At 61.6% G+C, this 13,657-nt stretch carries 13 protein-coding genes and 2 tRNA genes; 5 read left to right on the top strand and 10 right to left on the bottom strand.

Going from position 1 to position 13,657, the window contains the following annotated elements:
* Positions 1-48: 48 nt before the first annotated feature.
* From ACIP1G_RS19685 to ACIP1G_RS19675, 3 genes are all read right to left on the bottom strand, one after another.
* The gene (locus ACIP1G_RS19685; RefSeq protein ID WP_400740123.1) at positions 49-1,419 is read right to left on the bottom strand and encodes an oligosaccharide flippase family protein; all 1,371 of its coding nucleotides are present in this window, start codon (positions 1,417-1,419) and stop codon (positions 49-51) included.
* Positions 1,420-1,591: 172 nt separating this feature from the next.
* A tRNA-Val gene (locus tag ACIP1G_RS19680) sits at positions 1,592-1,668 on the bottom strand.
* Between the two features lie 535 nt (positions 1,669-2,203).
* A tRNA-Val gene (locus ACIP1G_RS19675) sits at positions 2,204-2,280 on the bottom strand.
* A gap of 201 nt (positions 2,281-2,481) precedes the next feature.
* Between ACIP1G_RS19675 and ACIP1G_RS19670 the strand changes: the two genes are divergently transcribed.
* A complete protein-coding gene (locus tag ACIP1G_RS19670; RefSeq protein WP_400740120.1) occupies positions 2,482-3,765 on the top strand; it encodes an NAD(P)/FAD-dependent oxidoreductase in 1,284 nt (427 codons plus the stop codon).
* 120 nt (positions 3,766-3,885) lie between these two features.
* Here the strand turns inward: ACIP1G_RS19670 and ACIP1G_RS19665 are convergent, their stop codons facing one another.
* Positions 3,886-4,563: a peptidase C39 family protein gene (locus ACIP1G_RS19665; RefSeq protein ID WP_400740118.1), complete on the bottom strand. Its 678-nt coding sequence runs from the start codon at positions 4,561-4,563 to the stop codon at positions 3,886-3,888.
* Positions 4,564-4,786: 223 nt separating this feature from the next.
* On the opposite strand from ACIP1G_RS19665, the gene ACIP1G_RS19660 reads away from it, so the two are divergent.
* Positions 4,787-4,963: a hypothetical protein gene (locus ACIP1G_RS19660; protein WP_400740115.1), complete on the top strand. Its 177-nt coding sequence runs from the start codon at positions 4,787-4,789 to the stop codon at positions 4,961-4,963.
* Positions 4,964-5,095: 132 nt separating this feature from the next.
* Here ACIP1G_RS19660 and ACIP1G_RS19655 read toward each other — a convergent pair whose 3' ends face one another.
* Both ACIP1G_RS19655 and ACIP1G_RS19650 read right to left on the bottom strand, forming a co-directional pair.
* Complete coding sequence (locus tag ACIP1G_RS19655; RefSeq protein ID WP_400740113.1) at positions 5,096-5,848, bottom strand: TerC family protein; 753 nt, start codon at positions 5,846-5,848, stop codon at positions 5,096-5,098.
* Positions 5,849-5,876: 28 nt separating this feature from the next.
* Positions 5,877-6,116, bottom strand: coding sequence for a hypothetical protein (locus tag ACIP1G_RS19650; protein WP_400740110.1), 240 nt, complete (start codon positions 6,114-6,116; stop codon positions 5,877-5,879).
* A gap of 136 nt (positions 6,117-6,252) precedes the next feature.
* On the opposite strand from ACIP1G_RS19650, the gene nhaR reads away from it, so the two are divergent.
* The 3 genes from nhaR to ACIP1G_RS19635 all read left to right on the top strand — a co-directional run bounded on the left by nhaR (position 6,253) and on the right by ACIP1G_RS19635 (position 9,316).
* Positions 6,253-7,146: a transcriptional activator NhaR gene (gene nhaR, locus ACIP1G_RS19645; protein ID WP_400740108.1), complete on the top strand. Its 894-nt coding sequence runs from the start codon at positions 6,253-6,255 to the stop codon at positions 7,144-7,146.
* 149 nt (positions 7,147-7,295) lie between these two features.
* Positions 7,296-8,507, top strand: coding sequence for a serine/threonine transporter SstT (gene sstT, locus ACIP1G_RS19640; RefSeq protein ID WP_400740105.1), 1,212 nt, complete (start codon positions 7,296-7,298; stop codon positions 8,505-8,507).
* Positions 8,508-8,668: 161 nt separating this feature from the next.
* Positions 8,669-9,316, top strand: coding sequence for a YceH family protein (locus ACIP1G_RS19635; RefSeq protein WP_400740102.1), 648 nt, complete (start codon positions 8,669-8,671; stop codon positions 9,314-9,316).
* A 4-nt stretch (positions 9,317-9,320) separates the two neighbouring features.
* Here the strand turns inward: ACIP1G_RS19635 and ACIP1G_RS19630 are convergent, their stop codons facing one another.
* From ACIP1G_RS19630 to gorA, 4 genes are all read right to left on the bottom strand, one after another.
* Entirely contained in the window at positions 9,321-9,509 is a 189-nt protein-coding gene (locus tag ACIP1G_RS19630) for a hypothetical protein (RefSeq protein ID WP_346644076.1), read from the bottom strand.
* A gap of 169 nt (positions 9,510-9,678) precedes the next feature.
* Positions 9,679-11,241 (bottom strand): alkyl hydroperoxide reductase subunit F, encoded by a 1,563-nt coding sequence (ahpF, locus tag ACIP1G_RS19625; RefSeq protein WP_400740099.1) that lies wholly within the window; start codon positions 11,239-11,241, stop codon positions 9,679-9,681.
* A 125-nt stretch (positions 11,242-11,366) separates the two neighbouring features.
* A complete protein-coding gene (ahpC, locus tag ACIP1G_RS19620; protein WP_003250537.1) occupies positions 11,367-11,930 on the bottom strand; it encodes an alkyl hydroperoxide reductase subunit C in 564 nt (187 codons plus the stop codon).
* 254 nt (positions 11,931-12,184) lie between these two features.
* Positions 12,185-13,540 carry a glutathione-disulfide reductase gene (gorA, locus tag ACIP1G_RS19615; protein WP_400740096.1) on the bottom strand — a complete coding sequence of 452 codons (1,356 nt, stop codon included), beginning with the start codon at positions 13,538-13,540 and terminating at the stop codon, positions 12,185-12,187.
* Positions 13,541-13,657 lie beyond the last annotated feature (117 nt).

Genomic DNA, 13,657 nt, shown 5'->3' with positions numbered 1-13,657 from the left:
AGTGTCTCCACCCGGCCACGGACTCTCCTGCCCACGCCTTCCCCTCGCTCAGGCGAACAGCCTGGTGACCATTTCGCCGAACAAGTAGCCGACCACCAGGGCAGGCAGTACGACAATCTCGCGCTTCAGGTCCAGCAGGCCCAGTTGGCGGTTGACCTGGAAGATCAGGAAAAGCGTGAAGTAGGAATGCAGCGCCACCCCCCAAATGGCATAGGTCACGCCACCGATGGCCATAAGCACCGGCAGCAGGACGAACAGCGCAACAACCCGGATGACGTTGTCCATCGCCACGTATTTGGTCAGCCCCATGGCCAGCCAGAGCTGGTGCGCCAGGGTGAAACGCAACGTGAATAGTGACAGCGAGAGAATGGCGATGGTATTGCCAGCGCCGGCATAACGGGCGTCATAGAGCCAACTGATCATCAGCGGGCTGGCAGTTAGCAGAAAGCCGCAAGCAAACAGCGAGGACAGGTCGAACAGTGTCCTGGAGCGGTAGTAGAGGCTGCGCACCCGCTCCATGTCGCCACTTCTGGTCGCCTCACTGAAGGCAGGCAAGGCAACCGCGCCTGCCAACCGCTGCAGGACCGACTGAATGACCCCCAGGATGGAGACGGCGATGGAATAGACCCCCAGCTCCGTGGCCGACATGCTGCCGCCGAACCAGATCCGGTCGCCCTGCATCGCCAGGACCCCGACGGAGGACGACAGCAAGATCCAGCGGCCGTAGTCGAACACCTCGCGCAGCGTGGCCGGGTCCCATTGCAGGCGGTTGCGCGGCCCCTGGAAAATCAAGTGGCTGAGCACGGTGAATACCAGTGTGCCCACCAGGCCCGCCGCCACCAATGACCAGATGGACCGGGTGAGGTAGCCTGCCACGAGCATCACGATCAAGCCGACAACCTGCGAAATCAGTTCGGCGATCACCACCTTCTTCTGCTGGAAGATACGAATGGCCACGTCGACCTTGGGCGACTGGAAGCCATAGATGACCGCGGTGAGCCCGGACAAAGCCAGTACCATCGGCAGTTCTGGGGAGGCGTAGGTGGAATGGGCTGGCCACAGCTGGATGTACTGCGTGAACTCAGCCCCCAGGGCCAATAGCAACGTCAGCAGGAACAGCACAAACCCACGGACGATTTGCAAGGTCCACACAGTATCGAGAAACAGCGGTTCGTCGCCTCGCGAACTCTGAATCACGTTTGGCCGCAACCCGACATCGGAAAGCATTTGCAGCAGCACTGCAACAGTGGTGGCAATGGCCATTACGCCGAACATTTCCGGCACGAGCAGGCGGGTGATCACCAGGTTGCCGCCCAGCCGAATGGCCTGGGAAGCGAAGACGGCAAGAAGGTTTAACGCGCTGGCCCACATGGCCCGTTTGCGCAGGCTCAAGGGAGGCGACACATCAATAGAAGGCATAGCCGCATCTCTGAACCCATCGCTAGAGACTCACTATAGTCGCAATTCGCCATGCGGCTATCGGGATAGCCTGCAACGGGTGAAATCGCCTTCTGCGGTGACCGTGCGCGCAAAGCAAAAAGGGCGACCCTTTCGGATCGCCCTTTTCATGCCCGGAAACCGGGACTTTGTTTGGTAGGCACAATTGGACTCGAACCAACGACCCCCACCATGTCAAGGTGGTGCTCTAACCAACTGAGCTATGTGCCTGTCGTGTGGTGCGCATATTAGTGATCGAATGCGTACCTGTAAAGCGTTTTTTTCAGAAAAATCAAAAACTTTGGGATCTTAGCGCTTCACGCTTCTTGTAGGAGCAGCCTTGTGCTGCGAAAGGGTCGGCAAGACCGAGCATGTCTTGGGATTTGAGGTGGTGCACAGATCGAGCGCCGCCCGCGCGGCGCTTCGCAGCACAAGGCTGCTCCTACATCTGTTTCGGGCCAGTTATTCCTGTGCCAGGTGGGTTGCAGCCTTGGTGCATGGCTGGATATCGATGAAGAGCAACTGCGCCCCCTTCGATATCAAATGGAACGAACAAGGTGGACAGCGGTGACCTCACAGGCGTGACTGGCCCGAAACAAATGTAGGAGCAGCCTTGTGCTGCGAAGCGCCGCGCGGGCGGCGCTCGGTCTCAAAGGCGAAAAAGATGCTGTGACAAGCACCCAGCAGCCAAAATGCATTATCACAGCGGCCAAAAAACTGGCAATGAAAAAAGGGGTGACCCTTACGGATCACCCCTTTTTCGATTTGGTAGGCACAATTGGACTCGAACCAACGACCCCCACCATGTCAAGGTGGTGCTCTAACCAACTGAGCTATGTGCCTGTCGTGTGGTGCGCATTCTACGCATTCCAAAACCCCTGTCAACACTTTTTTTCGCGCTAACCCACTGAATCTTAAACTCTTTATAGAGGGAGGCGCGGCAGGACTCAGTAAAGGATTTTCAACGGACGACTAGCGGGTGTTTATTATTATTGATAGCATCGGTACATTCGTTAAAAATATAAAACACGAGGTTCCTGCAGCATGGCTAACACCCCCTACCCCCAGTCCTACTACGCCGCCTCGGCTAACCCGGTGCCGCCACGTCCGGCGCTGCAGGGTGAGGTGGAAACCGATGTGTGCATCATCGGTGCCGGCTACACCGGCCTTTCCAGCGCCCTGTTCCTGCTGGAGAACGGCTTCAAGGTGAGCATCGTCGAAGCGGCCAAGGTCGGCTTCGGCGCGTCGGGCCGCAACGGTGGCCAGATCGTCAACAGCTACAGCCGCGACATCGACGTCATCGAGCGCACCGTTGGCCCTAAAGAAGCTCAACTGCTGGGCCACATGGCCTTCGAAGGCGGGCGCATCATTCGTGAGCGCGTGGCCAAGTACAACATTCAGTGCGACCTGAAAGACGGCGGCGTGTTCGCGGCCCTCACAAGCAAGCAAATGGGCCACCTGGAGTCGCAAAAGCGCCTGTGGGAACGCTTTGGCCATAATCAGCTGGAGCTGATGGACCAAAAGCGCATCCGCGAAGTGGTTGCCTGCGACAGCTACATTGGCGGCATGCTCGACATGAGCGGCGGCCACATCCACCCGTTGAACCTGGCTCTGGGCGAAGCTGCCGCGGTCGAGTCGCTGGGCGGCATCATTTATGAGCAAACCCCGGCCATCCGCATCGAGCGTGGCGCCAACCCGGTGGTGCACACCCCGCAGGGTAAGATTCGCGCCAAGTTCATCATCGTTGCCGGCAACGCCTACCTGGGCAACCTGGTACCGGAGCTGGCCGCCAAGTCCATGCCATGCGGCACCCAGGTGATCACCACCGAACCGCTGGGCGAAGAACTGGCCCGTACCCTGCTGCCGCAGGACTACTGCGTCGAGGACTGCAACTACCTGCTCGACTACTACCGCCTGACCAGCGACAAGCGCCTGATCTTCGGCGGTGGCGTGGTGTACGGCGCGCGTGACCCGGCCAACATCGAGGCGATCATCCGCCCGAAAATGCTCAAGGCCTTCCCGCAACTGAAGAACGTGAAGATCGACTTCGCCTGGACCGGCAACTTCCTGCTGACCCTGTCGCGCTTGCCGCAGGTTGGCCGTATCGGCGACAACATCTACTACTCCCAGGGTTGCTCGGGCCACGGCGTGACCTACACCCACCTGGCGGGCAAGGTGCTGGCCGAGGCCCTGCGTGGCCAGGCCGAGCGTTTCGACGCCTTCGCCGGCTTGCCGCACTATCCGTTCCCGGGTGGCCAGATGCTGCGCGTACCGTTCAGCGCCCTCGGTGCCTGGTATTACAGCCTGCGCGACCGCCTGGGCTTCTGATGTAAGCAGGCTCGGCCTCTTCGCGGGTGAACCCGCTCCCACAGAGACCGCACCAGTTTCAAGTCTGGTGCAAATCCTGTGGGAGCGGGTTTGCCCGCGAAGAGGCCAGCACAGGCAAAATCATTTGTTCAGGCTATTCACCGCCTGCTTCGCCGCAATCTCCTGCCCCGCCCGCGCCAGTTCATCCGCCGCCTGCAACCAACGCTGACGATCCACCTGGGCCGGCAGTTGCCGCGGTGGCTGCACCAGCACCGCCCAACTCCCCTGTTTCGCCCACGCCGAGGCAAACTCATCGAATGCCATCATTTGCCGCCGGTGCATGCCCGAGCGCAACAGCACCCGCTGCTTGTAGCGGTCATAACCAATCAACACGGCATAGCGTGGCTCGCCCCACCAGGCCGAACCGTCCTCGTAACGCAGCAGCACCGGGTTGCCGGCCGCCACCTGGGCCAGCAGCGCGTCCAGTTGCTTGTCCAGCGGATACACCACCATGCCGTAGTCCCGTGCTACCCGAGGAATAGCGGTGTCCAGCGCCTCGGCGCCCTGGGGCAGGTTCAACGGTTTGTCCAGCAACCCTGGCGTGATCGGCGCCCCCTGTTGCGACAACACCGCCGCCAGGGCCATGGCCCCGCTGTGGTTGGCGTTGCCACGGTAGAACGGCACGCTACTGATCTCGACCCGTTGCGGCAGGCCCTTGAGGTTGGCCGGAGGTGCACTGGCACAGCCGGCCAAGGTGGCAGCCAGCATACAGGCGGCCAGTAACCGACTAGGTACGGTCTTGAGGGAATGTTGCTGCATGGACACTCGCTAGTTCCAACGCCAGGCAGGCAGCGCCCGGCTCTGGCCACCGATCATAGGTCCGACAGCGGCGCGGGTATAGTCCGACAGCGGCTTGGAGCGAATCGGACCAAGCAATAGACCTTTGGTCAATGGAACGTCACCGGCGAAGGGCTAGACTAAAGCAGTGTCTGGAAGGCAAGCGCTGGCTGACCGAGCGCTGCACTTGGAGATGGAGGCACAGATGAGCCTGACCATGGCAATCCTCATGCTGGTAGGCATGTGGCTGAGCGTCGCAGCCGCCATGCTGTGGGGTGTACTGCGTATCCTGCGGCGTCATTCCCAACACCACCTGCCACCGCAGGCCCCGGCCACGGTGCAGCCTGTGCGCCGTACGCGGCGGCATGCCGGGGTGCATTAGAAGTTCAGAACCTGCATTCGCCCATTCGCGGGTAAACCCGCTCCTACAAGGACCGCGTTGTCATCAGCCTGACGCGGTCCCTGTAGGAGCGGGTTTACCCGCGAATGGGGCGCAAAGCGCCCCGCTTTTACATCAACCTTCAGCCGCCTCACGCTTCAACCGCGCGCGGCGAGCAAAGATGTTGAGCATCTCGATCACCGTCGAGAACGCCATCGCCGCATACACATACCCCTTCGGTACATGGGCGCCAAAGCCCTCGGCGATCAGCGTCATGCCGATCATGATCAGGAAGCCCAGGGCCAGCATCACCACGGTCGGGTTGTCATTGATGAAGTTGGCCAACGGGTCGGCGGCCACCATCATCACGATTACCGCAGAGATCACGGCGATGATCATGATCGGCAGGTGCTCGGTCATGCCCACGGCGGTGATGATGCTGTCGACCGAGAAGACGATGTCCAGCAGCAGGATCTGGAAGATCGCCGCGGCAAAGCCCAGAGTAACCGTCGAAGAAACCTTGGCTTCTTCCTTGGCACCGTGCGGGTCGACGTTTTCGTGGATCTCCTTGGTCGCCTTCCACAACAGGAACAGGCCACCGGCAATCAGGATCACATCCTTCCACGAGAAGGCGTTGCCGAACACTTCGAACACCGGGTCGGTCAGCTGGACAATCCAGGCCACCGTGCTGAGCAAGGCCAGGCGCATGACCAAGGCCATGCTGATACCGATACGGCGAGCCTTGGAGCGGTACTCCACCGGCAGTTTGTTGGTCAGGATGGAGATGAAGATCAGGTTGTCGATGCCCAGTACAATTTCCATGGCCACCAGCGTAGCCAGGGCAACCCAGGCGGTGGGGCTAGCGGCGAGTTCCAGCAAGTATTCCATTGTTCAAATCCTGCAGCGGCGGTTGGGGTCAGATTTCCTGGGTTTCGTCTTTCTTTTCGGCGGCCTTGGGCTTCTGCCCCTCGCTACCGATGGCCTCGCTCAACGCCTGCTGGGCAGCCTTGTTGGTGTCGTCGATGGCCTGCTTGGCCGACTGCGCTGCCTGGTCGAGCATCTGCTGGGCGGATTTCTCGGCCTGATCGCAACCAGCCAGGGTGAACAGGGCCAAGGCCAGCACCAGCGGCGTGCCGATGGATTTGAGTTGCAACATGGGTTCCTCGCTTGTCGTTATTCCGGCGGCGCACAGGGCGCCTGATGGGTTCGCATTCTAAAGAGCCTAATACATCAGGAAAATTCGTTTTTTCAGCGGTTATACTTCGGTTTTTACGAATCGAGACAAGCACCGGATGCTTAACTATCGGCAGTTGCACTATTTCTGGGCCGTGGCCAAGACCGGCAGCATCGCCCGTGCCAGCGAGCAATTGAACCTGACCCCGCAAACCATCAGCGGGCAGATCAGCCTGTTCGAACAGACCTATGGCCTGGAGTTGTTCCAGCGCGTAGGCCGGCAGCTGGAGCTGACCGAAACCGGGCGCCAGACGCTGATCTACGCCGAGCAGATGTTCCAGCTGGGTGGTGAACTGGAAGCCATGCTGAGGGCCGGCCCGCAGGAGCAGATCCTGTTCCGCGTGGGGGTGGCCGACGTGGTGCCCAAGTCCATCGTCTACCGCCTGTTGGCGCCGACCATGGAGCTTGACGAAGTGCTGCGCATAAACTGCCGCGAAGACAAGCTCGAACGGCTACTGGGTGACCTGGCGATCCAGCGCCTGGACCTGGTCATTTCCGACAGCCCCATGCCCAGCCACCTGGACATCAAGGGCTACAGCCAGAAGCTGGGCGAGTGCGGGCTGAGCTTCTTCGCCACACCGGCGCTGGCACAGCGTCACCAAGGCCCTTTCCCTGCCTGTTTGCAGGACGCCCCCCTGCTGATTCCTGGCCAGGAAACCGTGGTGCGCAGCCGCCTGCTGCGCTGGCTGGGCGAGCAACAGGTGCAGCCACGGATCGTCGGCGAGTTCGATGACAGCGCCTTGATGCAGGCGTTCGGGCAGTCGGGCAGCGGCATATTCGTTGCGCCCAGCGTGATTGCCGAGGAAGTGTGCCGCCAGTATGGCGTGCAGTTGATCGGGCAGACCGAGGCCGTGCATGAGTCGTTCTATGCCATTTCTGTGGAGCGCAAGGTCAAGCACCCGGGGATCCTGGCAATTACCGAGGGGGCGCGGCGGGAGTTGTTTCATTGGTGACCTTGAGGGCCTCTTCGCGGGTGAACCCGCTCCTACATTGACCACGCATGCAGTTGTAGGAGCGGGTTTACCCGCGAAGAGGCCGGAACAGCCCTACAAGGCTCTATGGTAAAGTCCCGCCCTTTCCAGATTCCGAGATACCGCTACACATGACCCCTGTCTTCCGCCTCCTCAACCGCACCAGCCTGGTGACGCAGATCGTCATCGGCCTGCTCGCCGGCATCGCCCTGGCCCTGCTGGCGCCCGCCGTCGCTCGCGACCTGGCCTTCCTCGGCAAGGTGTTCGTCAGCGCCCTCAAGGCAGTGGCGCCCGTACTGGTGTTCATCCTGGTCATGGCCTCGATCGCCAACCACCGCCACGGCCAGGAAACCCATATCCGCCCGATCCTCTGGCTGTACCTGCTGGGCACCTTCGCTGCGGCGGTGGTGGCGGTGGTGGCCAGCATGCTGTTCCCGTCGAGCCTGGTGCTGAGCACCGGTGAGGCCACGCTAAGCGCACCGGGCGGCATCACCGAAGTGATGCAGAACCTGCTGCTGAGCGCGGTCGACAACCCGGTCAACGCCCTGCTCAACGCCAACTTCATCGGTGTGCTGACCTGGGCCATTGGCCTGGGTGTGGCCCTGCGCCATGCTGGCGAAACCACCCGCACCGTGGTCGATGACCTGTCCAATGGCGTGACGCTGATCGTACGTGTGGTCATTCGCTTTGCCCCGCTGGGCATCTTTGGCCTGGTCAGCTCCACCCTGGCCCAGTCGGGCCTGAACGCCCTGCTCGGCTACCTGCACCTGCTGGCCGTGCTGATCGGCTGCATGCTGTTTGTGGCGCTGGTAATGAACCCGCTGATCGTGTTCTGGAAGATCCGCCGCAACCCTTACCCGCTGACCCTGCTGTGCCTGCGTGAAAGCGGTATTACCGCGTTCTTTACCCGCAGCTCGGCAGCCAACATCCCGGTCAACCTGGCACTGTCGGAGCGCCTTGGCCTGCATGAAGACACCTACTCGGTGTCGATCCCGCTGGGCGCCACCATCAACATGGCCGGTGCGGCGATCACCATTACCGTACTGACCCTGGCGGCGGTGCATACCCTGGGTATCCCGGTGGACCTGCCCACTGCCGTGCTGCTCAGCGTTGTGGCGGCGGTGTGCGCGTGCGGCGCGTCGGGTGTGGCGGGTGGTTCGCTGCTGCTGATTCCGCTGGCGTGCAGCCTGTTTGGCATTCCTAGCGAAATTGCCATGCAGGTGGTGGCGGTGGGCTTCATCATCGGCGTGCTGCAGGATTCGGCCGAGACGGCGCTGAATTCTTCGACCGATGTGCTGTTTACCGCGGCGGCGTGCCTGGCTGAAGAGCGGCGGAACAGCTGAGATTGTTGGGGCCGCTTTGCGGCCCATCGCGACACAAGGCCGCTCCTACAGGAGATCGCATTCCTCTGTGGGAGCGGGCTTGCCCGCGAAAAGGCAGATGATTGCTTAAGCCAGGCGCATTACCTACCCTAGTGGCCTTTCCCCAGCAATGAGACAGGGCCATGTCAGAACACGAAACCGCAGGTGAAGGCCGCTTCAGCAGCATCGAAATTCGCGTGCTCGGCTCGCTGATCGAAAAGCAGGCCACCAGCCCGGAAAGCTACCCGCTGACCCTCAATGCCCTGGTCCTGGCCTGCAACCAGAAGACCAGCCGCGAGCCGGTGATGAACCTTACCCAAGGCCAGGTCGGCCAGGCGTTGCGCGCGCTTGAGGGGCAGGACATGACCCGCCTGCAAATGGGCAGCCGTGCCGACCGTTGGGAGCAACGGGTGGACAAGGCGCTGGAGCTGGTGCCGGCGCAGTTGATACTGATGGGCCTGATGTTCTTGCGCGGGCCACAAACCCTCAACGAACTGCTGACCCGCAGCAACCGCTTGCACGACTTCGACGATACCGAACAGATTCAGCACCAACTGGAGCGCCTGATCTCGCGTGACCTGGCCTTGCACCTGCCGCGCCAGGCTGGCCAGCGTGAAGACCGCTACACCCACGCCCTGGGCGACCCGGCGGAAATCGAGGCAATCCTGGCTGCACGCCAACAGGAAGGTGGCGCGCGCAGCAGTGGCGGTACTGTGTCGGAAGAACGCATTGAAGCCCTCGAAGCCCGCATCGCGGCACTGGAGGCACGCCTGGCCGAGCTGGAAGGCTGAGCCATCACGGCTCGGGGTCGGGGAAGTTGCGGCAACTCTTGCGCTCGGCCAGCTCCCGGTCACTGGGGCGCTGGTCGACGAACACGGTGTGGCCGTCGGCGTAGATTTCCAGGTAGCCCCAGTGCAGGTCCTGCTCTTTCTGCCCGGGTTTGGGGGGGAGTAGCCACCAGGGTTCGCGGCTGATCAGGGTCATGAGGGTGGCTCCTGAGGGGTCTGCACTAATCATAGACACCTTCAGGTGATGCTTTGCTTGTACCGGCCCTTTCGCGGCTAAAGCCGCTCCTACAACGGCATGCACAGTATTCAAGACCTGTGCAGTACCTTGTAGGAGCGGCTTTAGCCGCGAAGAGGCCGGTACAGGCTTACGCCGGCGCCGAAGTGCGTATCAGGTGATCAAAGGCGGCCAGCGAAGCCTTGGCCCCCTCACCCACTGCAATCACGATCTGCTTGTACGGCACGGTCGTCACGTCACCCGCCGCAAACACACCCGGAATGCTGGTCTGGCCCTTGGCGTCGACAATGATCTCGCCACGCGGTGACAGCTCGACGGTACCTTTCAGCCAGTCGGTGTTCGGCAACAGGCCGATCTGCACGAAGATGCCTTCCAGTGCCACTTCGTGTTGCGCTTCCGTTGTGCGGTCCTTGTAACGCAGGCCAGTCACTTTCTCACCATTGCCCAGCACTTCGGTGGTCAGCGCGCTGGTGATCACTTTCACGTTCGGCAAGCTGTGCAGCTTGCGTTGCAATACCGCATCGGCTCGCAGCTGGCTGTCGAACTCGATCAGCGTCACCTGGGCGACGATACCAGCCAGGTCGATAGCCGCTTCCACGCCGGAGTTACCGCCGCCGATCACCGCCACGCGCTTGCCCTTGAACAGCGGGCCGTCGCAGTGCGGGCAGTAGGCCACGCCACGGCCGCGGTATTCCTGCTCGCCCGGCACGTTCATTTCGCGCCAGCGGGCACCGGTAGCCAGAATCACAGTCTTGGCCTTGAGCGAGGCGCCGCCAGCCAGGCGAACTTCGTGCAAACCACCATCGCTGGCCGGAATCAGCGCTTCGCCGCGCTGCAGGTTCATGATGTCGACGTCGTACTGCTTGACGTGTTCTTCCAGCGCCGTGGCCAGTTTCGGCCCTTCGGTTTCCTGCACCGAGATGAAGTTCTCGATGGCCAGGGTATCGAGCACCTGGCCGCCGAAACGCTCGGCAGCAACGCCGGTGCGGATGCCTTTACGCGCGGCGTAGATGGCAGCTGCGGCGCCAGCGGGGCCACCACCAACCACCAATACGTCGAAAGCGTCCTTGGCGTTGATCTTCTCGGCCTGGCGGGCACCAGCGTTGGTGTCGATCTTGCCGAGGATTTCTTCCAGGCCCATGCGGCCCTGGCCGAACACTTCGCCGTTCAGGTAGATGCTCGGCACCGCCATGATCTTGCGCGATTCCACTTCAGCCTGGAACAGCGCACCGTCGATGGCCACGTGGCGCACACTAGGGTTGAGCACCGCCATCAGGTTCAGCGCCTGGACCACGTCCGGGCAGTTCTGGCACGACAGCGAGAAGTAGGTTTCGAAGGTGAACTCGCCTTCCAGCGCCTGGATCTGCTCGATCACTTCGGCGCTGGCCTTGGACGGGTGGCCGCCGACTTGCAGCAGCGCCAGCACCAGCGAGGTGAATTCGTGGCCCATGGGGATGCCGGCGAAGCGCAGGCTGATATCGGCGCCCGGGCGGTTCAGCGAGAACGACGGGCGACGGGCGTCGGTACCGTCCGCGCTGAAGGTAATGAGGTTCGACAGGCCGGCAATTTCCACCAGCAGGTCGTGCAATTCGCGGGACTTCGCGCCGTCGTCGAGGGAGGCAACGATCTCGATCGGCTGGGTGACCCGCTCCAGGTAGGTTTTCAGTTGCGATTTAAGCGTGGCGTCCAACATACGGGCGATTCCTTTTTCAAAACTCGGATACAAAAACGCCCAGGCGAGGTCGCCCGGGCGCTTTTACGGGGCGGTAGGTACTTCAGCTTTGGCGGCTGCTTACCGCCCGCGACTGGTTCACAGTCTTAGATCTTGCCGACCAGGTCCAGGGACGGAGCGAGAGTAGCTTCGCCTTCTTTCCACTTGGCTGGGCAAACTTCGCCTGGGTGAGCGGCGACGTACTGGGCAGCCTTCACTTTACGCAGCAGTTCGGCAGCATCGCGGCCTACACCACCGTCGTTCAGTTCGACGATCTTGATCTGGCCTTCCGGGTTGATCACGAAGGTACCGCGATCGGCCAGGCCGGCTTCTTCGATCAGCACGTCGAAGTTGCGCGAGATGACGTGGGTCGGGTCACCGATCAGCGGGTATTCGATCTTGCCGATGGTGTCCGAAGTGTCGTGCCAGGCTTTGTGGGTGAAGTGGGTGTCGGTGGACACACCGTAGATTTCCACGCCCAGCTTCTGGAACTCGGCGTAGTTGTCAGCAAGGTCACCCAGTTCGGTCGGGCAGACGAAGGTGAAGTCGGCTGGGTAGAAGAACACGACAGACCACTTGCCTTTCAGGTCGGCTTCGCTGACCTGGACGAACTCGCCCTTGTGGTAGGCGGTGGCGTTGAACGGTTTGACTTGGCTGTTGATGATTGGCATGAGAGACGCTCCTTCATGGGGTTGGAATCAGTTGATGGATAGAATCCTAACTAATCATTCTGCTGAAGGCTCATTGGCAAAGCTCATGCTTTCGATTGGTTTTGGCTATAACCGGGGTTATTTAATAGAAGGCTCAGTTGTAGGAGCGGGTTTACCCGCGAAGAGGCCGGGACAGGCAGCACACTTTCAGGGTTTTGATCCGAAATTGCCGGGGCCGCTTTGCGGCCCTTCGCGGGTAAACCCGCTCCTACTGATCAGCGGGTAACGGTGCGCATGGTCACGAACTCTTCGGCCGCCGTCGGGTGCACGCCAATGGTTTCGTCGAACTGCTGCTTGGTGGCTCCAGCCTTAAGCGCAACGCCCAGGCCCTGAATGATCTCGCCGGCGTCAGGGCCAACCATGTGACAACCCAGCACCTTGTCGGTCTCGGCATCGACCACCAGCTTCATCAGGGTTTTTTCCTGGATGTCGGTCAGGGTCAGCTTCATGGCGCGGAAGCGGCTTTCGAACACCTGCACCTTGTGCCCGGCCTCCAGCGCCTGCTCTTCGGTCAGGCCCACGGTGCCGATGGGCGGCTGGCTGAACACTGCGGTGGGGATGTTCTGGTAGTCCACCGGGCGGTATTGCTCAGGCTTGAACAAGCGCCGCGCCACGGCCATGCCTTCGGCCAGGGCCACCGGGGTCAGTTGCACACGGCCGATCACATCGCCAATGGCAAGGATCGAGGGTGCGGTTGTCTGGTACTGCTGGTCGACGCGAATGTAGCCGCGCGCATCCAGCTCGACGCCAGTATTTTCCAGGCCCAGGTTGTCCAGCATCGGGCGCCGACCGGTGGCATAGAACACGCAGTCGGTGACCAGCTCGCGGCCATCCTTGAGGGTGGCCTTGAGGCTACCGTCCTCTAGTTTGTCGATGCGCTGGATGTCGGCATTGAACTGCAGGTTCAGGCCACGCTTCTCCAGCTCTTCCTTCAGGTGGGTGCGCACCGAACCGTCAAAGCCGCGCAGGAACAGGTCGCCGCGGTACAACAAGGTGGTGTCGGCCCCCAGGCCCTGGAAGATGCCGGCAAACTCCACCGCGATATAGCCACCGCCGACCACCAGCACACGGCGTGGCAGGCCCTTGAGGTAGAAGGCTTCGTTGGAGGTGATGGCCAGGTCCTTGCCCGGGATGTCCGGCACCTGCGGCCAGCCACCGGTGGCGATGAGGATGTGTTCGGCACTATAGCGCTGGCCTTCCACTTCCACTTCATTGGCACCCGTCAGGCGCGCATGGCCCTGCAGCAGGGTCACCCCGCTGTTGACCAGCAGGTTGCGGTAGATGCCATTGAGGCGCTCGATTTCCCGGTTCTTGTTGGCAATCAGGGTACCCCAGTCGAAATGCCCCTCTTCCAGGGTCCAGCCGAAACCTGCGGCCTGCTCCAGTTCGTCAGCGACGTGCGCGCCGTACACCAGCAGCTTTTTCGGCACGCAGCCGACGTTGACGCAGGTACCGCCCAGGTAGCGGCTTTCAGCCACTGCCACTTTTGCGCCAAAGCCGGCGGCAAAGCGCGCCGCGCGCACACCGCCGGACCCGGCGCCAATCACGAACAGATCAAAATCGTAGGCCATGTATTCACTCTCCTAGGCAGGCGCCCAGCATAACGCACTGGGGCCGCTTTGCGGCCCTTCGCGGACTTGCCCGCTCCCACCGGTTTGGCGCAAGCCCTAGGCCTGCGCAATCCCTTG

The organism is Pseudomonas sp. NPDC089392, from assembly GCF_044749595.1.
Taxonomy (GTDB): domain Bacteria; phylum Pseudomonadota; class Gammaproteobacteria; order Pseudomonadales; family Pseudomonadaceae; genus Aquipseudomonas.
This window is presented reverse-complemented; position numbering and strand designations above follow the sequence as displayed.